The 26,647-nt window shown below is 65.4% G+C and carries 20 protein-coding genes; 10 read left to right on the top strand and 10 right to left on the bottom strand.

The window, feature by feature from the left end:
- Positions 1-459 (bottom strand): ATP-binding protein (locus AB0B25_RS27670; RefSeq protein ID WP_357185366.1); only part of this gene is annotated, 459 nt, incomplete at its 3' end.
- Between the two features lie 929 nt (positions 460-1,388).
- Here AB0B25_RS27670 and AB0B25_RS27665 point away from each other — a divergent pair.
- Positions 1,389-3,260 (top strand): FAD-linked oxidase C-terminal domain-containing protein, encoded by a 1,872-nt coding sequence (locus tag AB0B25_RS27665; protein ID WP_357185363.1) that lies wholly within the window; start codon positions 1,389-1,391, stop codon positions 3,258-3,260.
- A gap of 160 nt (positions 3,261-3,420) precedes the next feature.
- Here the strand turns inward: AB0B25_RS27665 and AB0B25_RS27660 are convergent, their stop codons facing one another.
- The 7 genes from AB0B25_RS27660 to AB0B25_RS27630 form a co-directional block, all read right to left on the bottom strand.
- Positions 3,421-5,028 (bottom strand): PLP-dependent aminotransferase family protein, encoded by a 1,608-nt coding sequence (locus AB0B25_RS27660; protein WP_357185360.1) that lies wholly within the window; start codon positions 5,026-5,028, stop codon positions 3,421-3,423.
- Positions 5,029-5,152: 124 nt separating this feature from the next.
- The gene (locus AB0B25_RS27655; protein ID WP_357185358.1) at positions 5,153-6,478 is read right to left on the bottom strand and encodes a salicylate synthase; all 1,326 of its coding nucleotides are present in this window, start codon (positions 6,476-6,478) and stop codon (positions 5,153-5,155) included.
- A gap of 14 nt (positions 6,479-6,492) precedes the next feature.
- Entirely contained in the window at positions 6,493-6,777 is a 285-nt protein-coding gene (locus tag AB0B25_RS27650; protein ID WP_357185355.1) for an acyl carrier protein, read from the bottom strand.
- Positions 6,774-7,781, bottom strand: a complete 1,008-nt coding sequence (locus AB0B25_RS27645) for a beta-ketoacyl synthase N-terminal-like domain-containing protein (RefSeq protein WP_357185352.1) — start codon at positions 7,779-7,781, stop codon at positions 6,774-6,776. Before AB0B25_RS27645 ends, AB0B25_RS27650 begins: the two co-directional genes overlap by 4 nt.
- Entirely contained in the window at positions 7,781-8,920 is a 1,140-nt protein-coding gene (locus AB0B25_RS27640) for a beta-ketoacyl synthase N-terminal-like domain-containing protein (protein WP_357185349.1), read from the bottom strand. Before AB0B25_RS27640 ends, AB0B25_RS27645 begins: the two co-directional genes overlap by 1 nt.
- Positions 8,920-10,434, bottom strand: coding sequence for an AMP-binding protein (locus AB0B25_RS27635; RefSeq protein WP_357185346.1), 1,515 nt, complete (start codon positions 10,432-10,434; stop codon positions 8,920-8,922). The genes AB0B25_RS27640 and AB0B25_RS27635 overlap by 1 nt, the downstream gene beginning before the upstream one ends.
- On the bottom strand, positions 10,431-10,982 hold the full coding sequence (locus AB0B25_RS27630; protein ID WP_357185343.1) for an acyl carrier protein: 552 nt from the start codon (positions 10,980-10,982) through the stop codon (positions 10,431-10,433). The genes AB0B25_RS27635 and AB0B25_RS27630 overlap by 4 nt, the downstream gene beginning before the upstream one ends.
- A gap of 201 nt (positions 10,983-11,183) precedes the next feature.
- On the opposite strand from AB0B25_RS27630, the gene AB0B25_RS27625 reads away from it, so the two are divergent.
- The 3 genes from AB0B25_RS27625 (at position 11,184) to AB0B25_RS27615 (ending at position 14,814) form a co-directional block, all read left to right on the top strand.
- Positions 11,184-11,633, top strand: a complete 450-nt coding sequence (locus AB0B25_RS27625; RefSeq protein ID WP_357185339.1) for a helix-turn-helix transcriptional regulator — start codon at positions 11,184-11,186, stop codon at positions 11,631-11,633.
- A 4-nt stretch (positions 11,634-11,637) separates the two neighbouring features.
- On the top strand, positions 11,638-12,048 hold the full coding sequence (locus tag AB0B25_RS27620; protein WP_357185336.1) for a VOC family protein: 411 nt from the start codon (positions 11,638-11,640) through the stop codon (positions 12,046-12,048).
- Between the two features lie 369 nt (positions 12,049-12,417).
- Positions 12,418-14,814, top strand: a complete 2,397-nt coding sequence (locus AB0B25_RS27615; RefSeq protein WP_357185333.1) for an excinuclease ABC subunit UvrA — start codon at positions 12,418-12,420, stop codon at positions 14,812-14,814.
- A 206-nt stretch (positions 14,815-15,020) separates the two neighbouring features.
- Here AB0B25_RS27615 and AB0B25_RS27610 read toward each other — a convergent pair whose 3' ends face one another.
- Complete coding sequence (locus AB0B25_RS27610) at positions 15,021-16,967, bottom strand: glycoside hydrolase family 15 protein (RefSeq protein WP_357185330.1); 1,947 nt, start codon at positions 16,965-16,967, stop codon at positions 15,021-15,023.
- 983 nt (positions 16,968-17,950) lie between these two features.
- Here AB0B25_RS27610 and AB0B25_RS27605 point away from each other — a divergent pair.
- The 6 genes from AB0B25_RS27605 (at position 17,951) to AB0B25_RS27580 (ending at position 24,705) form a co-directional block, all read left to right on the top strand.
- Complete coding sequence (locus tag AB0B25_RS27605; RefSeq protein WP_357185327.1) at positions 17,951-18,784, top strand: alpha/beta hydrolase; 834 nt, start codon at positions 17,951-17,953, stop codon at positions 18,782-18,784.
- 314 nt (positions 18,785-19,098) lie between these two features.
- Complete coding sequence (locus AB0B25_RS27600) at positions 19,099-20,661, top strand: phosphatase PAP2 family protein (protein ID WP_357185325.1); 1,563 nt, start codon at positions 19,099-19,101, stop codon at positions 20,659-20,661.
- A 488-nt stretch (positions 20,662-21,149) separates the two neighbouring features.
- Complete coding sequence (locus AB0B25_RS27595; RefSeq protein WP_357185323.1) at positions 21,150-21,734, top strand: flavoprotein; 585 nt, start codon at positions 21,150-21,152, stop codon at positions 21,732-21,734.
- Between the two features lie 464 nt (positions 21,735-22,198).
- Complete coding sequence (locus tag AB0B25_RS27590; protein WP_357185321.1) at positions 22,199-22,465, top strand: ferredoxin; 267 nt, start codon at positions 22,199-22,201, stop codon at positions 22,463-22,465.
- On the top strand, positions 22,465-23,664 hold the full coding sequence (locus tag AB0B25_RS27585; protein WP_357185318.1) for a cytochrome P450: 1,200 nt from the start codon (positions 22,465-22,467) through the stop codon (positions 23,662-23,664). The genes AB0B25_RS27590 and AB0B25_RS27585 overlap by 1 nt, the downstream gene beginning before the upstream one ends.
- Positions 23,665-23,766: 102 nt before the next feature.
- Positions 23,767-24,705, top strand: coding sequence for an undecaprenyl-diphosphate phosphatase (locus AB0B25_RS27580; RefSeq protein WP_357185315.1), 939 nt, complete (start codon positions 23,767-23,769; stop codon positions 24,703-24,705).
- Between the two features lie 98 nt (positions 24,706-24,803).
- Here the strand turns inward: AB0B25_RS27580 and AB0B25_RS27575 are convergent, their stop codons facing one another.
- Complete coding sequence (locus AB0B25_RS27575; RefSeq protein WP_357185312.1) at positions 24,804-26,525, bottom strand: GMC family oxidoreductase; 1,722 nt, start codon at positions 26,523-26,525, stop codon at positions 24,804-24,806.
- Positions 26,526-26,647: the final 122 nt, after the last annotated feature.

The following is a 26,647-nucleotide window of genomic DNA, read 5'->3' as shown; positions in this document are numbered from 1 at the left end:
GGTCAATCCGGGTACTGCGTCGAGTAGTTGCGCGATGAGGTGTCCGGCGCCGGTGAGGACGTGTTCGCAGTTGTCCATGACCAGGATGGTTTGCCTGGGGCGTCCGGAGGGGTCGGTTCTGGTCAGGGTGTCGATCAGGGCGGTCCAGCTGGAGCGTCCGGAGAAGTCGGCCTCGACTACCGCGGCGGTGGTTTCTTCTTCGATCGCCTGGGTGTCGGATCCTTTGGCCAGTCGGGCCAGTCGTACCCAGAACACGGGGGTGTTCTTGGCTTTGGCGAAGCGGCGCAGGGTTTCGGTGGCGAGTCGTGTTTTGCCGATGCCGCCCGGGCCGATCAGGGTGATCAATCGGGCCGAGCCCACCAGCAAGGTACTGATCCGGTCCAGCTCTGCACCACGACCAACGAAACCATCCGTTGCCGCCACCGGACCCCCGGCACGCTCTCGGTGCGTCGCCGACATAGCACCCGAGAGTAGTCGCTGGAGTGCATCACCCGCTATCACCGAGTAAATTAGGCACAACGGAGCTGCCTCGACACCGTGTTTGCCGAAATTGCGCATAACGATGGACGTCTTCGGGGTATCGGAGTGCCGATCCGGATGGCCGGACGACGGGTGTTCGCGCGTGCGGATCGCTGCTGAATGGGTGGTGTCGTAGTGGACCCGACATGTCCTGGTCACGACCTCTATCGGGTGTTCCGTGCGTGTCGTTTACAGAATTTAATTCCGGCGGCGATCAGGCGGGAATTCCGACGATGACGGTGCCGGCGACAGCGCCCATGGCGGCCATTGCCGCGACCGCAGCGCTTTTGCGAAACGTCATCGTTGTCAGTACTCCCGATTCGTTGTCGGCAACGTGAATTCGCGGCCGACGTCAAGTCGTGAACGCCTCCGCGTCGGTTCCGGGAAGTGCTCCGATACATGTCATATCCGAGGAGTGGAATCGGCGGAAGGCTCGCAGCTCGGACAGGTGTCGGCCGGCTTCTCGGCCGACACGCGGCAAGCATCGTCGTCGAGCGTATCCGACCATTTTCGATAGCTCCTCTGATAAATCTCCACGATTTTGTTGGAAGAAGACTCCGGTCGGTGATCAGTTTCTTCGGCGATGCCATCAGAAGAGTATTATTCATTGAAGGTTTCCGCGTCGATGGTTCTCGGTTGTGGAATATGTTGCGACCTTCTATAATTGGGACCTTCTATAATTTGTTCTCTACCCCTCGAGAATCGGCTACAAGACGCCATCGCAGGTCGACGCGGTCATCTGAACCGGTAGTCGGCAGCGACCCGCGTTGAGCCACATCAGCACCGAACCTGTCGAAGTCCAGCCGTCGGCGTAGCGCCGAACCGACCGACCGCGACAAGTCGATCGCACGATCGAAGGAACGATCGAAATGACCACTCACGCTTCAGGAAACGTCACCATTCTGGATAGCGCAACCATCGAACAGTTCACCACCGCGGTCACCGGGCAGGGCGAAGTGATCACCGACGGCACAGTCCGCACCGAGCGTGGCCACGACTTCTGGGGTTTCGGCGGCACCGCAGACCTGCTGCTGCGCCCTCGTGATCGTGACGAGATCGCCGCGATCGTGCGGATCGCCGCCCAGCACAACGTCCCGATCGTCCCCCGAGGTGGTGCGTCGAACTGCTCCGCGGGAATGATGCCGGCCGCCGGCCGTGTGTTGCTCGACCTTTCCGGCCTGAACCACATCCTCGAGGTCGATGTCGCCAACCGCCGCGCACGGGTCGAACCCGGCGTCATCAACTCGGATTTGCAGGAGCGGCTCGCCCCGCACGGGCTGTGCTTCTCCCCTGATCCGGTGTCCGCGCACCTGGCCACCGTGGCAGGCAACATCATCGAGAACGCCGGCGGCCCCCATGCTTTGAAGTACGGCGTGACCTACAACCACATCCTGTCGGTGGAGGTCGTACTCTCCGACGGATCCACCCTCACCCTCAGCGCCGACGACGACGGCCCCGACCTGCTCGGCGTTCTCATCGGCTCAGAGGGAACTTTGGGGATCGTCACCGAGGCCACCATCGCGCTTCGCCCGATCGCTGAGGTAACGCACAGCCTCATGGGTGCGTTCGGCTCCGCCCGCGAGGGCGCCGATGCTGTCGCAGCGGTGATCGCCTCCGGTGTCGTCCCAGCTGCGGTGGAATGGCTCGATCGAGACGGTATCGCCGGGCTCGAGCAGTTCTACGACACCGGCTACCCGCTCGATGCTGATGCCATCGTGCTCATCGACGTCGATGGCACCGCTGCCGAGGTCGCCCGCGACCAGCCGATCGTGGACAAGGTGCTACGCGAGCGGGCCACCGAGGTCCGCGTCGCCGAGGACGAGAAATCGCGTACCGCGCTGTGGTACGGCCGTCTGCACGCCCCGGACTCGGTGGTGCAGAGCGGCAAAGGCTTCTTCATCGGCGACGTCACCGTCCCCCGCCAACGGATCCCCGACATGCAGGAGGCGATCCAGAGCGCCGCCGCCCGCCACACCGACGGGCTGCTGTTCATCGCCGTGACCGGCCACGCCGGCGACGGCGATCTGCACCCAACCACCTTCTTCGACAAGGACAACCCCAAGGCTGCCTCGGCGCTGGAAGCCGCGAACAACGAGATCATCGACGCAGCCCTCGGTTTGGGGGGTACCATCACCGGCGAGCACGGGGTCGGCACCGAGAAGCGTCAATTCATGACCAAGCGCTTCACTCCGGTCGAGATTGCCGCACAACGCGCGATCAAGACGGCCTTCGACCGCGCAGGGCTGTTCAATCCAGGCATCATGTTGCCCGATCCGGCACCCGAAGAGCCGGACGTGAGCACGTTCGGTGCCGCCGTCCGCAACGCGCTGACCGGCAACCTGTCACAGGATCCGGCCGCTGTGGTGGCCGCAGGAGGCAACACTGACATCACCGTCGACCTCGGTAACCTCAGCCTGGTCGTCGGAGCCGAAGCCACCTTGGAGCAGATCAACCGCTACCTCGACGAGCGCAATGTGACCTGCGCTGCCATCCCGAGTTCGGATGAAGAACGTACTATCGGCGAACTGGTGGCCACCGCGACTGGCGACGAGCGGATTCACGTGAGGCACGCTCTACTCGGGACCGACGTCACCATCATCGACAAGCAAGCCACCGCCCGCTTCGGCGGCGAGAACATGAAGGACGTCGCCGGTTACGACACCAAACGGCTCTACATCGGTGCACGCGGCGCTTTCGGCGCCCTGACCAACCTCGTGTTCAAGATCGCAGTCCGAACCTAGCCTCTGACTCATGGGCTCAGAGCTGTGATACTTCGCCTTCCATAACTCGAATACAGGACCATCGACGCCGCGTCGCGGTCGGAGACCGAAAGGTTGGCCGAATGTGGCCGCGCGACAATTCGGCTGATCATGATCGGGCAAGGGAAGCGCCGCGGTCGACTCATGGACCAGCGCGCCGGACGGGGTGCGTAGCAGTCGTCAACCGGTTGTTTTCGATTGACGAGCGCAGCAGGTCGAGGGCCTCGTCGATATCGGTCAGCGGGATGGCGCCGTATCCCACTATCAGGCCGTCGGCGCCCTCGCTCATGCGGAATTGGGAGAGTGGGAACAGGCCCAGGCCGCGAGCGCGAGCGCGGGCGGCTAAAGCACGTGCGTCGATGCCGGGGCGTGTCCACGCTGCCACGTGCAGGCCCACCGCGGATGGAATGACGGTCAACGTGTCCGCGAAATCCGTCGCCAGCAGATCGACAATTCGATCGTGCCGCGCCTGATACTCTCGGCGCATCCGACGGATGTGCTTGGCCAACAAGCCTTCCTCGATGAACCCGACAAGTGCGGCCTGCGTCGGCTCGGGTGAATGCCAATCGGCGACGTACTTCGCGGCCCGCAACGCTGCCCAGAGCGCGGCGGGTGCGACGACGAACCCCATGCGCAGCACCGGAAGCATGATCTTGGAAAAGGTCCCGACGTAGATGACCCGTCCGGCGGAATCGAGGCTGTGCAGCGGTTGAAGCGGACGCCCGCCATACCGGAACTCGGTGTCGTAGTCGTCCTCGATCACGATGGCGTCGCGACCGCGCGCCCAATCCAGCAGCGCATGCCTGCGCGGCATCGACATCGGCATACCCAGCGGGAATTGGTGCGACGGAGTGACATAGACGATCCGTGCGTGGTCGGGAAGCGCATCCACGCGCAAGCCCTCCGGATCGACCTCGACGCCTACGACCTCGACGCCCATGGACCGGAACAGCTCCCGCACAAGGGGGTAGCAAGGATCTTCGATGGCCACGCAGTCGCCCGGACGCAGCAGTACGCGTCCGACCAGGTCCAACGCCTGTTGGATTCCCTGCGTGATGATGATGTTCTCGGCGGTCGCGTGCACGGCCCGGGAGACGCCGATATGGCGGGCGATAGCGGCCCGCAGTGCGAGCAGCCCCGCCGGGTCGATGGGCATTCCCGTCCCCATGGACGATGCTCGGAGCACCTGCGAGGTCAATCGCCGCCACGCCTCGAAGGGGAAGAGCCGCACATCCGGGATACCCGGACGAAGGTCGTACTGTGGCGCTTCCGCAAAGAAGCTGGGGCCGGGAACGATGAGGTCTGCCCACAAAGGCAACGGCAGTACTGCGGATTCGCGACCGCGCGGTATGGGTGGATAGCCCGGCGCGCTGATCGCTGCCCGCACGAATATCCCTGCTCCGACGCGGCTCTCGGCCAGTCCATCGGCAGCCAGTCGATCGTAGGCGCCGGTCACAGTGTTGCGCGAGACGGCCAACCGTCGCGCGAGCTCTCGTGATGGGGGCAGTGGCTGTCCCGGCAACAGTCGCCCGTCCAGCACCGCGGCCTTGATCTGCCGGTAGATCTGGCCACCGAGGTCCCCTCGACCCTCGAACGTCACGTGCAGGTCCACGGTCAGCCTCGTCGGCTGGCGAGCGACGGGATGCGGCCGGACATCGAGGGTGGAAGGCGCCGTGCCGCACCCGCCGAGAAAGCCGTGAGCGTCGCGCTCATGAGTGGGTCCGGCCGAGCATATCGGGAGCTTACTCATGCGCCACCATGACGCAACTCCTACGTGGCAGGGCAATTCGGGCGACCGACGTCGAGACAACCACGGCTTGTCGGGCCATCGCGCGCCGGGGTCGTCGCCTGTCGTCGGTCCGTTCACCGCGAGATCACCTCGCGCGCACCAGGTATGGCGCCACGCTGCTCAATTTCTCGCAGGTCTCCTCGAATTCGCGGTCGGGCCGGGACTGGCCGATGATGCCCGCGCCCGCACGCAGCCATGCGGCGCCGCTGGACTGGTACACCGCCCGCAGCACCAGTGCGGCCTCCAGCGCACCGCTGTCCGAGACCGTCACCACCGCCCCGGAGTACAGACCGCGCGGTGCGTCATCATGGCGGAAGACGGCGTCGACGCCGGCCCGCTTGGGTATTCCCGACGCGGTGACGGCGGGGAACAGCGCTTCCAGCGCATCCCAGCTGGTCCGATGCCGGGCAAGGCGGCCGCGGACTGTCGACGCCAAGTGCTGGACGCTTCCGCGTTCGCGGACGGTCATGAAATCGGCCACTACCGGCGAACCCGGTTCGGCGATCGACGCCACCTCGGTGAGCGCCGTTTTCACCGAGACAGCGTGCTCCACAATCTCTTTCGGATCGGATTCCAGAGTGTTTCGGGCAGCCAGATCCGCTGCCGCACCCCGACCGAAAGCTCTGGTACCGGCGAGCGGTTCGGTGGACACGACGCCCTCGTCGTCGACCGAGACGACCAACTCCGGGCTGAACCCCGCCGCCGCCAATCCGTCGAGCCGCAGGAGGAACGAGCGTGCGGGGGTATTGTGTGCCCGCCCGAGCCGGTAGCTGGCAGGCAGGTCGACGCGGAACGGCAATTCGACCCGACGCGACAGGATCACCTTCTGATAGCGGCCCTCGGCGATCTCGGCAACGGCTGCGGCTACCCGCGCGCAGTAGCCGCTTGTGTCGGCGCGGGTATCGACGGGATGCGCCACCGGTGGCGGCTCGACCGGCGCGCCGAGCAGTTCTTCGATCACGTCGATTTCCGCGGCTGTCGCACCGTTCACGGTCACCTCCGATTCCGTGATCGCGACCTCGATACGAGGAATGATCAAATGCGCCAAGCCGGTTTTGCCGCGGAGGTGGCGCTCGGCGCCGAACGAATAGGCGCAGAACTCGAATCCTATCCACCCGTACGCGGTACCCGATGCCCCTGCGCCGCAGCCGACACGCAACGACTCCAACGCTCGCTGCAGCGTCTCGACCGGCCGGTCGTTCCACTGCTCGAGCGTGTGCCGGTCGGCAACACTCACCCGCACTTGGTCCGTGTCGAGCTGGACGTGACCGAGGGGACTTGCCGCAAAGACCCAGTGACCGGGCCGTTCGTAGACGACGTAGTCACCGAACCGATTCGATCCCGCGAGGCGCGACATCGCGGTCACCGTGTCGACCGCCACCTCGATCCGCACGGATTCCGCTGAGGTCACCTGGTCCTCCAATCTCAGGTATTCGATTCGGCACGGGGTGATTCCGCGTCGCGCAGCCGGTCGACGAGCGCCCGAACATGCCCGAACGACGTCAGTGACGTGATCTCGGCTGCGGGAATCTCGATGCGGTACTTCTCCTCCAAGCGCGCGGCGATCTCGAGTTCGAGCAGCGAGTCAACATTGAATTGGTCGACGAAATGCGTGTCTTCGGTGATCTCGGACGCGGGCACCTCCAGGACGCGGGCGACCAATTCCCGCAGATCCTCGATATCCGCCGCCGACCATGGGTTGCTCGTCATCTTCCCTCCTGATCGAGTGGGAAATTTCCGGAGTGGTGTCGCACCGGAAACGGTGTCGTCGCGGGGTCACGCGGGCGGAGGAATTGCAGCGTCGCGAGGTCGCCGCGTGGCCCACCGCCGCACGTCGCGTAGATCGGCCCCGGATCTCCGCTGTCGAGGTGAGCGATCGCCGCCACGCACTGCAGCACCCCGAGAGCCCCCGAACACTCCCCGAGCCGTTGGGTGAGGTCGAGGACCGAGATGAGCGGCGAGATATCCGGTGGCAGTGCCGACGGGGTCAGCCATAGTCCCGGCACTGGTGTCTCATCCCGGAACGCGGCGACCACGTGCCCGATATCGGTTGCACGAGAACGGCTCCCCAGGACGGCCCGCGCCCGTGCCTGCCGATTCGCCGCGTGTGCCTCCGATTCCAGGATCACGGCCGCGGCGCCGTCGAGCACCTGCGCATCCGGACCGGCGCTCAACAGGCGGCGCACCTGACGCGTATCGGGTTCGACACCGACGACGACCACGACGTCGGCACGGCCGGCGCCGATGAGATTGTCTGCCCAATACAGCGCGTCGATTCCGCTGGTGCGGCCGTTGCACAAGGTGATGTTCGGCCCGCGCAGTCCGTGCCGGATCGCGATCCAGCCGGCGATGGCGTTGGACGACACATGGGGCAACCCCAACGGGCTCAAGCCGGCTGTGGACACTTCTGCGATGCGATCGGTGAATTCGCAGACGGTGTCGAGGTTGCCGTAGTTGGAGCTGACCACCGTGGCCGTCGTCGCGTGATCGACCGAGTTCGCTGTCCCGGTCGACCTGTCCACGTCGGCGAATGCGCGCTCGACCGAGCGCAAGGCCAGTCTCGACGCGCGGTCCTTATGTCGCATCTGCGGTCCGCCCAGGTCGACCGACGAGTCGAACCCACCGTCGTTCGAGTCCAGCGAGTTCAGGCCCGCGCCGGTGGCGAGCCCCGTGACCGCGAGGCCGACGCCGGTGACGACCGATGGCTGGCGCATCACCTCGTGCCCTTCTCGATGACCGCGACCGCATTGATGCCACCGAATCCGAACGCATCGATCTGTGCGATCGTCATGTCGGCCCGAACCGTGTCCTGCGCCAGGTGCAGCTTCGCTGCCTCGTCCAGTGGGTCGGTGAGTCCGGCGATCGGGGGAACCAGCCCGCGCCGCAACGCGATTGCCCCCATGATCAGGCTCAGCAATCCGGACCCGCCAAGCGTGTGACCGGTCATTGATTTGATCGCCGTCATCGCCGGTGGTGCGACGAGCCCGCCGAAGACTTCGGTCAGCGCCGACGCTTCGACGGCGTCGTTGAGCGGTGTGCCGCTGCCGTGCAGCATCACCAGGTCGATGTCGTCGGCATCGACGCCTGCTTGCTTGTGGGCGTCCCTGATGACGGCTTGGATGCTCGCCGGATCCGGCGCGGTGGCGTGGCGCGCGTCGCAGTTCATCGCGACGCCGCGAAGTCGTGCATGCCGAGCGGCTCCGGTTTCGGCTCGACGCACGACGATCGCTGCCGCGCCCTCGCCCATGATCATGCCCGCTCGATCGGTATCGAACGGGCGCAACGCGTTAGGCGTTCTGTTCTGCACGCGATCGAGCGAACCGAACGCGCTTTCGGTGATCGAATCCGTGCCCGCGACGATCACTGTGTCGGCAAGACCGAGTTCGATCAGGTCGGTCGCCATTCCCAGTGCGTACAGGGACGCGGCGCACGCGCTGGCGACGGTGTACACCTCGCCGATCTGCGCGGTGTCACGGAGCGCTGCGGCGAAATCGAGGCGATCGGGATCGAGTGATGTCGACGCGCCAGCGTCTTTCCACCAGAGTTCGACGGATCGCTGTTCTCGCAGTGTGGTTCCGACGAGCACCGGGTACCGCTGCGACGACGCCGCGAGATCCGAGTCCGCCAGTGCCGCTGTGATCACGGTTCGAAGCCACTGCGTTGCCCGGAACGGCCGGTCGCCGCTCGATCCGCGGTCATCGATCTCGTAAGCGTGGCGGGTCCGATATTTCGTCACGTCGAACGCGCGCAGGCTCCCGATTCCGCTGTGTCGCGCGCACAACGCAGCGAAAATCTGGTCGGGCGAGTCGCCGATGGACGCGGTGGCCGCCATCCCGGTGATATCCCACGGCATCAGCCGACTCCCATTGCGCGCAGCCGGTTGCGCGCGAGTTTGCCCGTCCACGTGGTCGGCAGGGCATCGACCATCTCGACCCGACCGGGGCGCTTGAACGAGGCGAGCTCGGCACGCAGGGATGCGATTACCGCGCGACGTACCGCGTTGGGTTCGAACTCGCGGTTCGCGACGACGAACGCCACCGCTTGCGCAAGCCCGTGCCGGTCCTCGACCGCGACCACAGCGCAGTCACGAACCCCGAGCACGGTGCGGACCACGCTCTCGATCTCGGCGGGCGCGACTTTGTACCCGCCCAGATTCAAGAAGTCATCGACTCGACCGAGGTAACTGATCGAGCCGCCCCGTGATCGCCGAACGATGTCACCGGTGAACGCGCCACCGGCGGCGAACGTTTCCCGCGTCGCGGCGGGCCGGTCGAGATAGCCGGCCGCGACGGAGGGACAGGCGATGTGGAGCCGGCCTTCCACATCGTCACCGGTCAGGACCCGGCCGTCCTGATCGCGTACCGTGGCGTGCACCCCGGGCACCGGCACACCGATAGTGCCTGGCGCCGGATCCGACGGCGATGTGGCCACGACGATGTACAGCACTTCGGTCGTTCCGAGGCCGTTCACCAGCGGAACATCGAGGCGGCGCATGGTCAGTTCGCTGAGCTCGGCGGGAAGAGCTTCGCCGGCCGAGACCGCCAGGCGCAATCGACCGCCGCCGGAGCCGTCGAACGACTCCGCGAGCGACGCGTAGAGGCGTGGTACCGAGAAAAGTACCGTCGGGTTGTAGCGGCGAAGCGCGCCGCGAACGACCTGGGCGTCCACCCCGCCCCGGATCAGCGCTGTGGTTGCGCCTGCGCTGAGCGGCAACAGCAGGGAGTTGCCGAAGCCGTAGGCGAAGGACAACTTCGCGGTCGACAGCACGGTGTCGCCTGGCGCCAGCGCAACAATGCGCCCGAACCCGGCAGGCACGGACAGGAGGGCGTCGGCCCGGTGTGCAACCCCCTTCGGTACCCCGGTGCTGCCGGATGTGTACTGCAGCAGTGCTTCCTGATCGGGCGACCATTGCGCCGGCCCGGGGCATTCGGAGACTTCGGTCGAGCGCTGCTGCTGGATGACCAGCTCTCGGATGGCGTCACCGTCGAGTTGCGCAGTGTCCGGCAACACTGCTGCGAGGCCACTCCGCCTGGATGCGGGCACATCGACATGGACGAACTCCACGCCGCTGTCGGCGGCGATGAATCCGATCTCATTGTCCGACAAGGCCGGGTTCACCAGAACGGCGGAACACCCGTGCCACCAGAGTCCGAGGACGGCCACCACTGTTGCCACGGAGTCGTCTGCCAGCACCATGCCGCGCGTCCGCGCGGCCACCCCGGCGTCCGCGAGCAGTACAGCAAACGCGCCTGCCGCCCTGAACAGCTCGGTGAAGGTGACATTCCCGATGTCGGAATCTATATAGGCCACACAATCTTTCCGAGACGAATCCACGTGTTTTCCGACGAAGTACTCGATCAGGTTCACCGACGAGCACCTCCCGAGTGGTCGACGATCGCCGAAACGTCGCCGAGGCAATTCACGGTGGTATGCGAGCCGTCCGTGAGCGTCACGCCGAATTCTCGTTCGATCCGCGACAGTATCTCTGCCTTCTCCAACGAGGAAACGCCCAGGTCATCGTAAAAATGCGCGCCGATATCGATTGCTTCGGCAGCTAGCTCGAGAACTTCTCCAGCTATCGCGCGCAGCCGGAGGAGAATTCGATCATTTCCATCGTGCCACTGCTCGGGTGCGGCCATCGGATGTCCTAACAGATTACGTTCTCGGCGCGGGCGAGGCGATACGGCATGGGTGTGGTCGCCCGGCGGCGACGCGACAGCCGGCGTGAACGGAGCGGCGACCTGCGCCATCTCGATGAATGGCAGTTCTTTCGTCTGTTCCAACACTTCTTCCTCGTACGCTTGAACGCTATAAGGCGCGGCGTGCGTGGAAAAGTGCCAATACCGACGATTTCCATTGGGCCGGTGGCGATCCGAATGACGGTCGCGCCGAAGGCGCACAGCGTTTGCGGTCACCCATGGAATCCATGGGGCGGGTCCAGTACCCAGGGCCGGACAGGAGCACGGCGTGCACGCTGCGCACATCGAGCCCGGCCGGCCTCGGTCAACCAGGTCGGTAGGTCGTGTGTCGCGGTGGCGGGCGCTCGCGACGCAGGGCAGCGCTCGACCGCTCGGGCCCGCGATCATCGATCCCTGCGATGTGGCACGATCCCATGGGTGACCAGCAGACCTACCGCCGCGCAGCACCTGCGCGACCTCGCGCTGCTGCGCCGCGTGCGCGACCGGATCGACCGGGAGTACGTGCAGCCGCTGGACGTGGAGGCGCTCGCCCGCGGTGTGAACATGTCGGCCGGGCACCTCAGCCGCCAGTTCAAGCTCGCCTACGGCGAGTCGCCGTACGCCTACCTGATGACGCGACGTATCGAGCGCGCGATGGCGCTGCTGCGTCGTGGCGACCTCAGCGTCACCGAGGTCTGTTTCGCGGTCGGCTGCTCGTCGCTGGGGACCTTCAGTAGTCGCTTCACCGAGCTGGTGGGTGTCCCGCCCAGTGTCTATCGACGCCGATCGGCGGACGAGACGGCGGGGATACCCTCGTGCGTCGCGAAACAGGTGAGCAGACCGATCAGGAATCGAGAAGCGCCGGTTATCGAGCCGCAATTATCGTGACCGCATGGATATCAGCATTCACTCGAGCTTCCTCCCGCAGGACGACCCGGACGCAGCCCTGGCCTTCTATCGCGACACCCTCGGCTTCGAGGTCCGCAACGACGTCGGATTCAACGGGATGCGCTGGATCACAGTCGGCCCTCCGAACCAGCCCGGCACGTCCATCGTCCTGCATCCGCCGGGGGTGGACCCCGGCATCACCGAGGACGAGCGCAGCACTATCGTGGCGATGATGGCGAAGGGGACCTACGGCGGCATTCTGCTGGCTACCCCCGACCTCGACGAGGCCTTCACACGGTTGCAGGCCAGCGACACCGAGATCGTCCAGGAGCCGACCGAGCAGCCGTACGGGGTTCGCGACTTCGCCGTCCGCGACCCCGCGGGTAACCTGATCCGCGTTCAACAGCTGCGCTGAGCAGCTCACGACGATGCTCGTCATGAGCTGCTCAGACAAGACCGGGCCGGGACCGCGTACGCCGTCCGATTGCGGCCGACCGGCGGTCACCGCGACTGATCGCGAGAGCGACGTTCACGAGCTGTTTCCGGTCTGATGAGTGCCGGCCGCGGGATCGAGCATCGGCTCACCCACAACAGAGCTGTCCGGACGGCCGGGACCGGGGGTACCGGCCCGGCCGTAGCGCCACCCCCGGCCGGAGAACAGCGGACCGTTGGTGCGACCGCATCAACGAAGCGAAACCAGACCGACTGGTCGAAGCTGGTTAGATCGAGCCGGGCGTGCCGACGGAGACTGTGAAGCCGGCCCCGCATAGCAGATGGAGACACGATGAGCACGCCCACCAGGACGGATAACCAGTCGCCTGTGCCGTCTGGCGCCGACAACCACGATGTGATCCGCGTGCACGGCGCGCGGGTGAACAACCTGAAGGACATCAGTATCGAGATCCCCAAGCGCCGGCTGACGGTGTTCACCGGCGTCTCCGGCTCGGGGAAGAGTTCGCTGGTGTTCGGCACGGTCGCCGCGGAATCGCAGCGGCTGATCAACGAGACCTACAGTGCGTTCGTGCAGGGCTTCATGCCGACGTCGGCACGGCCCGAGGTCGACGTACTCGAAGGGCTGACCACCGCGATCGTCGTCGACCAGCAGCGGTTGGGTGGCGACCCCCGTTCCACCGTCGGTACCGTCACCGACGCCAATGCGATGTTGCGCATCCTCTTCAGCCGACTCGGGCAGCCGCACATCGGCCCGCCCAGCGCGTTCGCCTTCAACGTCCCCTCGGTGCGGGCGAGCGGCGCCATTACCGTCGAACGTGGCGCCGGCAAGACCAAGGCTGTGAAACAGACCTTCACCCGCACCGGCGGTATGTGCCCGCGCTGCGAGGGTCGGGGCACGGTGTCCGATATCGACCTCACCCAGCTCTACGACGACTCCAAGTCGATCGCCGAGGGTGCGTTCACCATCCCCGGCTGGAAGTCGGACAGTTTCTGGACGGTGCGCGTCTACGCGGAGTCGGGCTTCGTCGACCCGGACAAGCCGATCCGGCGATACACGAAGAAGGAGCTGCACGACTTCCTCTACAAGGAGCCGGTCAAGGTGAAGATCGACGGCGTCAATCTCACCTATGAGGGGCTGATCCCCAAAGTGCAGAAGTCCTTCCTTTCGAAGGACGCGGACTCGCTGCAGCCACACATCCGGGCGTTTGTCGACCGTGCGGTGACGTTCGCCACCTGCCCGGAATGTGGTGGTACCCGGCTCAGCGAGGGGGCCCGCTCCTCGCGCGTCGGCGGGATCACCATCGCCGACGCGTGCGCGATGCAGATCAGCGACCTGGCCGCCTGGGTCGGCGGCCTCGACGAGCCATCGGTGGCGCCACTGCTCGCCTCGCTGCGGCACACGCTCGACTCGTTCGTGGGGATCGGGCTGGGCTACCTTTCGCTCGACCGGTCGTCGGGCACGCTCTCGGGCGGCGAGGCGCAGCGCGTCAAGATGATCCGTCACCTCGGCTCCGCGTTGACCGATGTCACCTATGTCTTCGACGAGCCGACCATCGGCCTGCACCCGCATGACATCCAGCGAATGAACGACCTGCTGTTGCGGTTGCGCGACAAGGGCAACACGGTGCTCGTCGTGGAGCACAAGCCGGAGACGATCGCGATCGCCGACCACGTCGTCGACCTGGGCCCCGGCGCGGGTACGGCGGGCGGCGCCGTCTGCTTCGAAGGCACCGTCGACGGGCTGCGCGACAGCGGCACCATCACCGGCCGCCATTTCGACGACCGGGCGGCGTTGAAGCAGACGGTGCGCAAGTGCACCGACGCGCTGGAGATCCGCGGCGCGACGACGCACAATCTGCGTGACGTCGACGTCGACATTCCCCTCGGGATGCTTGTCGTCATCACCGGTGTCGCCGGCTCCGGCAAGAGCTCGCTCGTGCACGGGTCCATCCGGGCCGAGGACGGCGTGGTGTCGGTCGACCAGGGTGCGATCCGTGGCTCGCGCCGGAGCAACCCGGCGACATACACCGGATTGCTCGACCCGATCCGGAAAGCGTTCGCGAAGGCCAACGGCGTGAAACCGGCGCTGTTCAGCGCCAATTCCGAGGGCGCATGCCCCAACTGCAACGGCGCCGGCGTCGTCTACACCGACTTGGCCATGATGGCCGGAGTCGCCACCACCTGCGAGGACTGCGAGGGAAAGCGGTACCAGGCATCGGTGCTCGAGCACCATCTCGGCGGCCGCGACATCAGCGAGGTACTCGCGATGTCGGTGGTCGAGGCGGCGGAATTCTTCCGTACCGGTGCGGCGCGCACGCCGGCCGCGCACACCATTCTCCAGCGACTCGCCGATGTCGGGCTCGGCTATCTCAGTCTGGGCCAGCCGCTCACCACTCTGTCCGGCGGCGAGCGGCAGCGGCTCAAGCTGGCCACCCACATGGCCGAGAAAGGCGGCGTCTACATCCTCGACGAGCCGACCACGGGTCTGCACCTCGCCGACGTCGAGCAACTGCTCGGTCTGCTCGACCGGCTGGTCGACTCCGGCAAGTCGGTCATCGTGATCGAACACCATCTGGCGGTCATGGCGCATGCCGATTGGATCATCGACCTCGGCCCCGGGGCAGGCCACGACGGCGGCCGGATCGTCTTCGAGGGCACCCCCGCTGATCTCGTTGCCGCCCGCGCCACTCTCACCGCCGAGCACCTCGCGACCTACGTCGGCGCCTGACCGGACCCGCTGGAGCGTTGAACGGGTAGTGCCGGTCGTCGACCCCACGATCCGAGCCGGCCTACTGTCGTGGCGCAGCGTTACCTCGGCCGGCGGCGGTCGGAAGCGGTTGCGGTCGGCGAGCACGATCGGCCGGGAACACTTGGGAACTCAGCCGCGCCGCACGAATTCGACGACCGGACAACGACATACCATTGCCGTCCTGATCAGTGGTGGAGGTAGCCGAGCGTGAACGGCGCATCGTTCAGCCGCGGGGCGATCGATTCTCCTCCGAGTGCTCGTCGAAGCACCGCTTGTTCGTCCTGGATGACATGCATCACGGCATTGATCAGGGCAAGGTGGGTGAACGCCTGTGGGTAGTTGCCCCAGTGCCGGCCGGTTCGGGGGTCGATCTCCTCGGCGTAGAGGCCGAGCGGGCTGGCGTAACCGAGTAGTTTCTCGCACAGTTGTTCCGCTCGCTCCTTTTCGCCGATCTCCGATAGTGCGGAGACTAGCCAGAACGAGCAGATCGTGAAAGCGCCTTCTTCCTCGGCGCATCCATCGTCGGTTTCCTCGACGCGGTACCGCAGTACCAGGCCGTCTTCGGTCAGTTCGTCGGCGATGGCCAACACGGTATTGCGTACCCGATCGTCGTCCGGGGGGAGAAACCGAACCAAGGGGATGAGCAGAGTCGATGCGTCCAGTGCTGTGCTGCCGTAGTACTGGGTGAACACCCGCCGGGAGTCGACCGCATGGGCGCATATGTCGGCGTGGATTTCGTCCGCGGCCTGCTGCCAGCGCTGCGCGTGCTCGGGGTCCTGGTGGATACGGGCCAACCGCGCGCCGCGATCGGCGGCGACCCAGCACATGACTTTGCTGGAGGTGAAGTGTTGGGCCTTCCCCCGAACTTCCCAGATGCCATGGTCGGGTTCGCGCCAGTAGGTGAGGGCGCTCTTCACCGCTCGGCCCAGCAGCTGCCAGGCTCGTGCGTCGATTTGGTCCTGCTGGCGGGCGTAGAGGTACACCGAATCCAGCACCGCGCCCCAGACATCGTGCTGGCGTTGCCGGTAGGCATCGTTGCCGATTCGCACCGGGCGCGCATTTTCGTAGCCGCGCAGGTGGGTCAGGGTCTGCTCGGTGAGGTCGGCCTCGCCGCCGATGCCGTAGACGATCTGCATATCCCGGACGCCTTCGGTCAAGCTGATGATGTAGGAGAAGAAGTCGTTCGCCTCCCAGCTGAAACCCAGTGTGTACAGCCCCCAGAGCGCGAAGGCCGAGTCGCGCACCCACGAGTAGCGGTAGTCCCAATTGCGTTGTCCGCCTGGAGTTTCGGGCAATGACGCGGTGGCGGCGGCGCTGATGGCGCCGGTCGGTGCGAAGGTCAGACCCTTGAGTGTCAATGCGCTGCGGGTCAGCTGGGTAGTCCACGGGTGGTCCGGAAACCGCCCGCCGGCCAGCCAGTGCCGCCAATGATGGATCGTCCGCAGCAGCCGTTCATCGGCCTCGTCCACAGTGCGGGGGGCGTCGCGGCTACCCCAGGAGAGTGCGCAGAAACGCGTGTCGCCGGTCTTCAAAAGGGTGCGGGCAACGGCGTGCGTACCGTCCAGCCCCAAGCGCATGTCGGTGCTCAAGGTGAGCCGCAGATCGACCCCGTCGGCGGTGGCCTGCGCGAGATGGTAACTGTCGAGATACTCCCATCGGGCGCGATGTTTGCCGTAGTCGAAGCCCGGTTGGCAGTCGAGCCCGAATTGGATCTGCCCGGTCTCGCAGCGCACCGTCCGCAGCAGAATGTGCTCGGCGTCGTAGTCGGTGGGTGCCCGACGATGGGCGCTGCGGCCGGGTTTCTGGTGCCGCCAGGGCCCGACCAGCAGCACATCGCGCACCGTCGCCCACCCTTCACCGCTGCGCCAGGTGGTTTCCATGACCATCGTGCCGGGGATGTAGCGGCGATCGGTGGGCACCATGGCGTCGGCGGGGGCGAACCGGAACGACCCGGCGGACCGATCGAGAATGGCCGCGAAGACGCTGGGGGAGTCCATTCGCGGCAGACACATCCACTCGATGGCTCCGCTGGGAGCGATAAGGGCGGTGACCTCGCAGTCGGAGATGAAACCGTAGTCGTCGATGCGCGGGAACGCCGTGAGCTGCGGCTTGCGATCGGTAGCGTCGTCCATACGTTGCTCCATCGTTGTCTCGGCACGGACATCGGGCTCGATATTCCACGCGATCGCCTGGTGAACCACCCTCTTTCCCGGCGAGACCACGAGGTGGGAACGGGACGTCGGTGATATGGCGTTTCCAGAAGCCCACCACCATGTCGGTCTGGTCGGCAAGCCCTGCGAACGTCGCGATGTGGCAAGGGTGGCGTACGGGGAGGTCTGCCGGAGCAGATATGGGTCGGATGCACGCACATGTCGGCGCCATCAGAAACTCAGCGCGCCGTTATCTCTTAGCAAATATTAGGCGTCGCCATGATGTCGACCTGTGAGTCGACTTCGCTCGCCCGCGGTGACGGGTAGCTTCCGTACGGAATGTCGAATGTCCCCCGCGGGAATCCGGTGGTGAGATTTGGCGGATATGTGGCTTTGAGCTGGCATTTTATCCGCCTCTCGGAAATGTGCCCACACTGTCCCGAACCCACGCATCGAGGTGTCGATCCTGGGCTGCCTGTGCCGACCTCGCTGAATGGCGGGGCTCTCGATGATACGATGCCCTCGTGGATGACGGTGGCGCCGACGTCTACTACGACCGGATCAGCGAACCGGCGGCAATGCAGTCGACCGGGCGCCGGTCCGGAACTCGCCGTAACAGGGTCGACCTTCCTTGCCTGATGGGATCATGAAGCGGCGGCGTAATGTACCGGCTGCACCCCGGCCAGGTTCGTCTGTTCGATGCCGCGCGGACCCGCGGTGTCGCGGCATGACCTGGTCCCAGCGTGCGGCATACATCCGATCCCGGTATCACGGCCTGAGATGTCTGGAATTCGGACACTCGCGGGCGTTCGCTGATTCGTAGCCCCACGCGGCACAGCGTCGCGCAAGTGCGGCGGCCGAACTGGAGAAGGTTTCGACGGATTACCTGCCACCAGGCTGTAGCTCGGTCGAGTCGCTGCGATCGGTTCGGGCCGCTGGGCGACAGCCACGAGAGAGGACACACGATGGGCAAGGTCAAGGTCGGTCAACAGAACTCGGACGACATCGAGATCTACTACGAGGACCATGGCGAGGGGCAGCCGGTGGTGCTGGTCCATGGCTACCCGCTCGACGGGCATTCGTGGGAAAAGCAAGAGCGTGTATTGCTCGCGGAGGGCTACCGCGTCATCACCTACGACCGCCGTGGGTTCGGCCGATCCTCCCAACCGACCGTCGGCTACGACTACGACACCTTCGCCGCCGACCTCAACACGCTGTTGGATCACCTACACCTGGACGACATAATCCTCTGCGGGTTCTCCATGGGCACCGGAGAAGTCACCCGCTACCTCGGCACCTACGGCTCCGCTCGGGTGCGCAAGGCCGTTCTGATGGGAGCCATTCCGCCGTTCCTGCTCGAGACCGAGGACAATCCCGAAGGTGTGGACGGCTCGGTGTTCGAAGGCATCAAACAAGCGATCGAGAAGGACCGACCCGCCTATTTCAAGGACTTCCTCGACAACTTCTACAACGTCGATGTCTTGGGTGGGACACGGATCAGCGACCAAGCCTGGCAGCAAAGTTTCAACGTGGCCGTAGCGGCGTCGGCATTCGCCGCATACGCGTGCGTCGACACCTGGCTGACGGACTTTCGTGCGGACTTGCCGAAGATCGATGTGCCGACCTTGCTGATCCACGGCGACGCCGATCGGATCCTGCCGTACGCCAACACCGCAGCCCGACTGCCGGCGCTGATCAAGGACCTGACCTTCGTCACCGTAGAAGGCGGGCCGCACAACATCGCCTGGACACACCCCGAGGTCGTCAACCCAGCTCTACTCGAATTCCTCGCTGAGTAATGCCGTCGTGTGCAGTTCGACCGGACTCGTTTGCCGGTGTCACCCCGCCTCGAATCAGGCTGGTTCCGCCGGGCCGAATTCCGGCGGACGATCGTCAACTCGACTGATACCACGATGATCAGCGCGCTGCGCGGCCACTGAGAGATGTGTGTCGCGAGGGATATCCGGGCCGCGCTTCGGTGGAGCGCCGCGCCGATCGGTGCCGCCGCCATGACGTCGCCGGCGTGCCGGCCCGTCGCTGGGCGCGATGCCGAATAGCCCTGCGCCGCTCGGCTCCGCGGAGGATCGTCACGGCGGTCGGTAGTGTCGAGCGAGTGAGTAGCTGGGTGCGCAGGAAGTTCCACAGGATCGGACGGTTCGATCGAGCAATCGGCGGTGTAATCGCCGAGCTGCCGACCTCCAGGGTCGATCACGGGCTGCTGCGGCTCACCAGCAGCGCTGATTTCAGCGTGCTGTGGCTCATCTTCGCGGCGCTGCTCGCCACACGTAAAGGCGCGCCGCGGCGCGCCGCGCTGCGCGGCGTCGTCTCCGTCGCAGGCGCGAGTCTCACTGTCAACGCTGGACTCAAGACGCTCATCGCGCGGCGTCGCCCAGCCGCGGAACTATTGCCCATGGATCGGCGACTGAGTCCTGCCCCGACCTCTTCTTCCTTCCCATCGGGGCACAGCGCCTGCGCAGCAGCATTCGCCACCGCCGTGGCGCTCGAAAGTCCGCGCACTGCACTGGTTGCCGCCCCGTTGGCCGCGACCGTCGCCTACTCTCGGGTGCACACCGGCGTGCACTGGAGCTCCGATGTGCTTGTCGGTGCCGCCGTCGGTTCCGGTATCGCCCTGGCCACCCGCCGCTGGTGGCCGGTGCGCGAATCGGACGAGGCGCAGGCCCGCCCGGTGCGCGAGGTGCCTGTGCTGGTGGAAGGCAAAGGGCTTGTGGTGGTGGTGAATCCGGTGTCCGGCGATCCGAACTACGATCCCACCGCCGATATCATCGCGGCCTTGCCCGCCGCTACCGTGCTGCGCACCCACCCCGATCTCGACTGTGCCGATCAGCTCGAGCAAGCCCTCGCCGAGCACATCGAGCCGGTCCTGGCAATCGGCGTCGCCGGTGGTGACGGAACGGTCGCCGCCGTGGCCGCGAAGGCGCTGCGTCACGAGTTGCCGCTGGTCGTCATCCCTACCGGCACACTCAACCACTTCGCCCGCGACCTCGGCGTCTACGACCTGCGTGAGGTGGTCGACGCGACCGGGGTCGGCGAGGCCGTCGCGGTTGATATCGCGAGCGTCGAATACGATGACGAATCCGGTTCACGCACAAGATTCTTGATCAATACCGCCAGCGTCGGCAGTTATCCGGATCTGGTGCAGCTGCGCGAGAAATGGCAGCCGCGCTGGGGGAAATGGCCGGCCTTCGCCGCTGCGCTCGTAGTCACCCTGCGTCGTGCCGAACCGATCGAGATCTGCTTGGACGGACGCTGGCAGCGGGTCTGGTTTCTGTTCGTGGGCAACGGCCCCTACCATCCGTATGGCGCGGTACCGGCCTTCCGCGACCGGCTCGACGCCGGACTGCTCGACCTACGCTGGCTGCGCGCCGATCTGCGCTGGTCCCGCACTCGTGCGGTGCTGGCGCTGTTGTTGGCCGCAATCGGCCACAGCAAGGTCTACGGCCAGCGCCGATTGCCGGAACTGCACGTGCAGATACCCACTCCGGAGGCGCTGGCCACCGACGGTGAGGTGGTCGGCAAAGCCACCCGCTTGCGTTTCGCCATCGCTGGGCAACTCGCGGTCTACCGCCGTGATGAATCCAATCCGCTCTGGACCGATCGGATCCGCCCGCACCACCGCCGATCCCCGTGGCTCCGCGATGCGATTCGCCTGCGCTGACCAGGCGATTACCACCCCTCGGTGAGTTCGGCGAGGTCGGTGCGCGTCAAGCCATCCGTGCATGGCTCAGGTGGCGTGGGGCGTACTGTGACTGATAGCGGGTGCTGGACGCGACTTGTCGGAAGTATGACCGCTGTGGCCGTCGCCGTTGTCTGGGGCCGTGACCAGTGGTGGGCCGGTGCGGAGGGCCGAGACGGCCCGTCCGTCGGTACACCGAATGCCAACCGACACCGTCGACGCACGAAGAGCTGCGTCACAAGGAAAGATGTTGATACCGATCTCACCATCGTCTGCTGGTTCCGCCGCGATATTGTCCACTGCGGACGTCTCGGCTGCGGACGCGGTCGCTTACTGGCGGGACTTGATCTGTGCGATACCTTCGTCGAAGTGGGGGTCCAGCCGCTCGGCGACAGGGGTTCGGCGGCCGAGTGCGGCATACCGAAATCGACGGGGTCGGGTTCTCGACGCTGTCGTCACACGCTCAGCGGGTGAGCCGCACCAGAACGCTCATCGCACGCAGTCGCGAGGACCACGTGCTGGCCAATGTCCAGCTCGAAGGTCGGGGCATGGTCGCGCTGTACGGGCAATTCCATGGCACCGTGACGGTCCTCATGACCCATTCCGCGACGACCTTCCTCCCCGCGTCGACGATGGGACGGTTCGCCGACAAGGTGGTCACCGGGAACGACGCCAGCACCTGGGCGCGGGAGAATCACGCCAGCCTCGCTGCCGAGCACGACGTGTTTGTGGTACTTCCCGCGACCGCGAACGTTCTGTCGGCGGCGGCGGCGACCGGCGCGGCGCCCAATATGCTGACTGCCACCATCATCGCGACCACCGCACCGGTCGTGTTCTTCCCGGTGATGTCCGCGCAGATGTGGGCCAAGCCCGCCATCCAGCGGAACGTCGCCCAGTTGCGCGAAGACGGACACGATGTCATCGAACCCGCGGTCGGGCCGCGCTACGACGTCGCACTGGGCAACTTCGTGCAGAGTCCGGCGCCCCCGTCGCCGCCGCAGTTCATCGAAACGGTCTGGAAGCGCCTGGCGGCGAATGCCACCGACAGCCGATAGGCGCATCCAACTCGGTCACCGCCGTCGCGGCTCGGCCCGAGCGAATCGGTTCCCGGTTCGAGATACCAACAAATCCATTTCTGCCACAGTGTGATCCAACAACACGATGGGCTTTCGGCAAGCAACCGGCCGGGCGTCACGCATGACGTCGCTCGGATTGTGTATCTGCGCCATCGATGCCGCTCGATGGCCGGTTGTGCACGGCCGCAGAGCGCGATCCTGCCCTCGGATGGCTGGTGGGCCGGAATCCATTGTCGGAGAGAGGGCGACGGCGCAGTCACCGCCAGCGATCGCGTGGATTCCGCTACCACGCTCGGATCGATCCACGAAATTCCACCAGCTGCGCGGTCGAGGAGTATCGGTTACAGTTCGCTGCGAGATCCGGTTTTCTGGGTTGTAAGAGTGAGTCGTCCGATGGTGAATGATTCGGTATTTCGTCGGTCCCGGTCCGGGAAATTATGCGGGTGTTCGGCCTTCCGTACGAGCAGCAGGAAGGCAAGCGCGTGAGCGACTGGGACATTGCTGTCGATCGTGACCTGTGTCTAGGGTCGGGAATTTGCGTCGCGGCCTCGGATGGTGCGTTCATGCTGGTCGGCGACCGTTCACGGCCCGCGGCTTCACCGTGCCGGGCCGGCGAGGAAATCCTCTTGGCGGCCATGAGCTGCCCGGCCGAGGCCATCACGATCGTGGAAGTTGCCACCGGCCGACTTCTGTTTCCTGAGGAGAGCTGATGTCCTCGGTACGTGAGGCCGAGTCGGGCTTTCCGTTCACCTCGCAATCGGGTCTCGATATCGAACCCGAATATGCACATCTCCGTGTGTCTTCCCCGGTGGTGCCGGTCCGGTTGCCCGAGGGCACGGCGTGGCTCGTGACCCGCTATGCGGATGTCCGGTCGATCATGACCGACAACCGGTTCAGCCGGGCGCTGGCCTGTGCGCCGGGTATGCCTCGAATCACCACGGTCCCGCCGCCGAATTCGATGATCATCAGTATGGATCCGCCGCATCACACCAGAATCCGCAGCATCGTGGCGCGGGAGTTCACCGTCCGCCGGGTCGAGCAACTGCGGGCAGGGGCCGAGAAGATCTTGGCGTCGCTGTTGGATCGACTGGAGAATGGAAGCAGGCCGGCGGATTTCGTCTCGGAGGTGGCGGTACGCTTCCCGGCGCTGGTCATGGGTGACCTGCTGGGGGTATCGGAGTCCGATCGGGATGCGTTCCGGGAGTGGGCCCGAGACCTGCTGAGTGTGACCTCCGTGCATCCAGCGGAGGGCATGGCCGCGATGGTGCAACTCGCCGAGTACGTTCGCGGCATGGTGGAACAACGGCGCCGACACCCCACCGACGACCTGATCGGCGCGCTGGTTCGGGCGCACGACGACCAGGGCACACTCTCCGACGACGAACTCGTCACCTTCGGAATCACTTTGCTGGCAGCGGGTTTCGAGACCAACGCCGATCAGATGGCCAATTCGCTGTATGTGTTGCTGACCGACGACCGGCAGTACGATCGGCTTCGCGACAACCCTGAACTCGTGCCGACCGCTGTCGAGGAACTCGTACGCTACGTTCCGCTCGGAAGTGGAAGCGGCCTGCCGTATGTGGCGACCACCGACGTGGAGCTCGGTGGGGTGATTGTGCGCGAAGGCGACAGCGTGGTCCTGTCCGTCATTTCCGCTAATCGGGACCCTGAGGCGTTCGCCGACGCCGACCGGCTCGATCTGGCGCGAAATCCGAATCCGCACATCGGTTTCGCGCATGGGGTGCACCATTGCCTCGGCGCCCAATTGGCCCGAATGCAGTTACAAGTGCTGCTCACCATGGTGCCGCAGCGGTTCCCGGATCTGGCCCTCGCTGTTCCGGTCGGCGATGTCACGTGGAAGCACGGCATGCTCACTCGCGGTCCGGAGCAGCTGCCCGTCACTTGGTAACCAGCTGGGCACTTATCAGGGAAAGGGTTTCGGGCTTCCAGGCTTACTCGCGGGACCGCCCGGCTCGCCGCTACCGGCATGCGCCGTGCGAGACTCGTCACGATGCTCACTTACTTTCAAGCGACTGTCATCGGTGCGGTGCAGGGTGTCACCGAGTTGTTCCCGATCTCGAGTCTGGGGCACTCCGTATTGGTTGCCGCGTGGCTCGGAGGCGATTGGAAGAAGTTGGTCAGCTCCGGCGAGTCCGAGACGGGCACACCGTATCTGGCGTTCGTGGTCGCCCTACATGTCGCGACCGCGGTGGCGCTACTTGGTTACTATTGGCGTGACTGGCATGCCATCATCGTCGGTTTCGTCACCACGCTGCGGACACGGCGCCTCGACACCGTTCCGCAACGCCTGGCATGGCTGATCGTGATCGCCACCATCCCCGTCGGCGTCCTGGGGCCATTACTGGAACATCCACTGCATGCTCTGCTCGCGGCGCCGATCTATGCCAGCGTCTTCCTGACTCTGAACGGGGTGGTGCTGATTGTCGGTGAAGGGCTGCGGCGGCGCAATGAACCATCGCTGGCAGAATATGGCCGACGATTCGCCCTACGGGAGGCGCGCAGCGGCACTCTCACCGTCCAACCGGATACTCGTCGACAAACCGATCGGCCACTGGCGGCCCTCGGGGTCCGGGACGCAGTCGGCATCGGATTCGCCCAGGTCGGCGCACTGCTGACCGGATTCAGCCGGGCAGGCCTGACCATGGTCGGGGGCCTGTGGCGTGGTCTCGAACACGAGCACGCGGCCAAGTTCGCCTTTCTGCTCGCCACCCCGGCGATCCTGGGCGCGGGGTTGCTGGAGATGCCGGAACTGGTCGGGCCCAGAACCGACGGTATCCGAGGACCGGTGTTGGTCGGAGCCATCGTCTCCGGAGTGTCGTCGTGGCTGGCGGTGCGGTTCCTGGAGCGATACTTCCAGACCCACAAGTTGCTGCCGTTCGCGATCTACTGCCTGGTCGCCGGATCGCTATCGATCGTCCGATTCAGCTGAGGTCCGCTGTCGCTTTTCGGATCCGGCAGCGGTTGTCTGCGCATCGGGGTCGGGATGTGCACGAGTGCTTCATAATTCAGCGCGGACACGCGGTGGACTCATCCCGCGGCAGGTGTCTGCTTGACCTCGACGATCGGGAGCATCAGTGCCGCAGGTGAACTCGCTGGAACGACCGGCTGAACGGGTGCGATCGGAGCGATCCGGCGGTACCCGCCGCCCACTGGTGGTCGGGTGTCCACCTCGCCCTTGTTCGGCCAGTACGCCGCCGCCCGCTCGGCCTGCGCGGCAATGGTCAGCGAGGGGTTCACGCCCAGGTTGGCCGAGACCGCGGCGCCGTCGACGACGCTCAGCGTCGGATAGCCGTACACCCGGTGGTAGCCATCGATCACCCCGTGTTCGGCGTCGGCGCCGATCGCTGTACCGCCGAGAAAGTGTGCGGTGAGCGGGATATTGAAAATCTCGCCCCAGCTGCCACCCGCTATGCCGCCGATCTTCCTGGCGACCCGCCGGGTGACCTCGTTGCCCTCGGGAATCCAGGTGGGGTTGGGCTCGCCGTGGCCCTGCTGGCTGGTGAGCTTGCGGCCGAACAGTCCACGCTTCGTGTAGACGGTGATCGAGTTGTCCAAATGCTGCATGACCAGCGAGATGATGGTCCGTTCGCTCCAGTTCTTGGTGCTCAGGAAGCTGAGGAGGTCCATCGGATGCCGCAGCACCATGCCGAGGAAGCGTAGCCAGCGTGGAATGTCACCGCCGCCGTCGACCATGAGCGTTTGCAGCAGACCCATCGAATTGGAGCCTTTGCCATAGCGGACCGGTTCGATATGGGTATCAGGTGTGGGGTGGATCGACGAGGTGATCGCGACGCCCTTGGTGAAGTCGACACCAGGGGTGACCCTCTTCGTCGCCGCGCCGACGATCGATTCCGAGTTGGTGCGCGTCAGCACGCCGAGCCGATCCGAGAGGTCTGGCAACACGCCCTTGTCGCGCATGGCGAACAGCAATTTCTGGGTGCCTCGTGTCCCCGCAGCGAGTACGACATGCGCCGCGGTGAGTGTCCGCGGCCGCTTGCGCACCCAGCCGCCCGTGCGGGCGGTGGACACGTCCCAGGTGCCGTCGGGGAGGGGGCGCACTTCGGTGACCGTCGTCATCGGAATCACTTCGGCGCCCGCCTTTTCGGCGAGGTACAGGTAGTTCTTCACGAGGGTGTTCTTCGCCCCGTACTTGCAGCCGACCATGCAGTCGCCGCATTCCACACAACCCGTGCGTTCGGGACCGACGCCACCGAAGTACGGGTCCGCCACCGTCTTTCCCGGTTCGCCGAAAAATACTCCGACCGGTGTCTGCACGAACGTTTCGCCGATGCCCATGTCGTCGGCGACCGCTTTGAAGATCTCGTCGGCGGGCGTCATATGCGGGTTGCGCACTACGCCGAGCATCTTCTTCGCCTGCTCGTAGTACGGGGTCAGTTCGTCGCGCCAGTCGGTGATATCCCGCCACTGCGCATCCCGGAAGAACGGCTCCGGCGGCACGTAGAGCGTGTTGGCGTAATTCAGCGAGCCTCCTCCGACACCGGCGCCGCCTAGGATCAGGACGTTACGCAGCAGGTGGATGCGCTGGATGCCATAGCAACCGAGGGCGGGTGCCCAGAGAAACTTCTTCAGCTCCCAGCTGGTTTCGGGCAACTCGTGGTCGGAGAATCGCCGGCCTGCCTCGAGCACGCCGACTTTGTAGCCCTTCTCCACCAGCCGAAGCGCGGTGACGCTGCCGCCGAACCCCGAACCGACGATGAGTACATCGAAATCCGTCGTCCGCTGGTCCATGTGGAACTCCTCGATCTGTCGCCAGTGACTCGGATAACACTACTCTCGAGTAGGTTTTGCGTCGCGCTGTGGTGCCGATGCCGGCTTCGTAGCAGGTGGAGGGGCATCACGAACGTCTGTGG

The organism is Nocardia sp. NPDC049190 (genome assembly GCF_040648115.1).
In the GTDB taxonomy this organism is placed as follows: Bacteria; Actinomycetota; Actinomycetes; order Mycobacteriales; family Mycobacteriaceae; genus Nocardia.
This window is presented reverse-complemented; position numbering and strand designations above follow the sequence as displayed.

Coding starts and splice junctions, on each gene's coding strand:
- AB0B25_RS27665 (WP_357185363.1), top strand. CDS start 1,389: ATGACCACTCACGCTTCAGGAAACGTCACCATTCTGGATAGCGCAACC.
- AB0B25_RS27660 (WP_357185360.1), bottom strand. CDS start 5,028: ATGAGTAAGCTCCCGATATGCTCGGCCGGACCCACTCATGAGCGCGAC.
- AB0B25_RS27650 (WP_357185355.1), bottom strand. CDS start 6,777: ATGACGAGCAACCCATGGTCGGCGGCGGATATCGAGGATCTGCGGGAA.
- AB0B25_RS27645 (WP_357185352.1), bottom strand. CDS start 7,781: ATGCGCCAGCCATCGGTCGTCACCGGCGTCGGCCTCGCGGTCACGGGG.
- AB0B25_RS27640 (WP_357185349.1), bottom strand. CDS start 8,920: ATGCCGTGGGATATCACCGGGATGGCGGCCACCGCGTCCATCGGCGAC.
- AB0B25_RS27620 (WP_357185336.1), top strand. CDS start 11,638: ATGGATATCAGCATTCACTCGAGCTTCCTCCCGCAGGACGACCCGGAC.
- AB0B25_RS27615 (WP_357185333.1), top strand. CDS start 12,418: ATGAGCACGCCCACCAGGACGGATAACCAGTCGCCTGTGCCGTCTGGC.
- AB0B25_RS27610 (WP_357185330.1), bottom strand. CDS start 16,967: ATGGACGACGCTACCGATCGCAAGCCGCAGCTCACGGCGTTCCCGCGC.
- AB0B25_RS27605 (WP_357185327.1), top strand. CDS start 17,951: ATGGGCAAGGTCAAGGTCGGTCAACAGAACTCGGACGACATCGAGATC.
- AB0B25_RS27585 (WP_357185318.1), top strand. CDS start 22,465: ATGTCCTCGGTACGTGAGGCCGAGTCGGGCTTTCCGTTCACCTCGCAA.
- AB0B25_RS27580 (WP_357185315.1), top strand. CDS start 23,767: ATGCTCACTTACTTTCAAGCGACTGTCATCGGTGCGGTGCAGGGTGTC.
- AB0B25_RS27575 (WP_357185312.1), bottom strand. CDS start 26,525: ATGGACCAGCGGACGACGGATTTCGATGTACTCATCGTCGGTTCGGGG.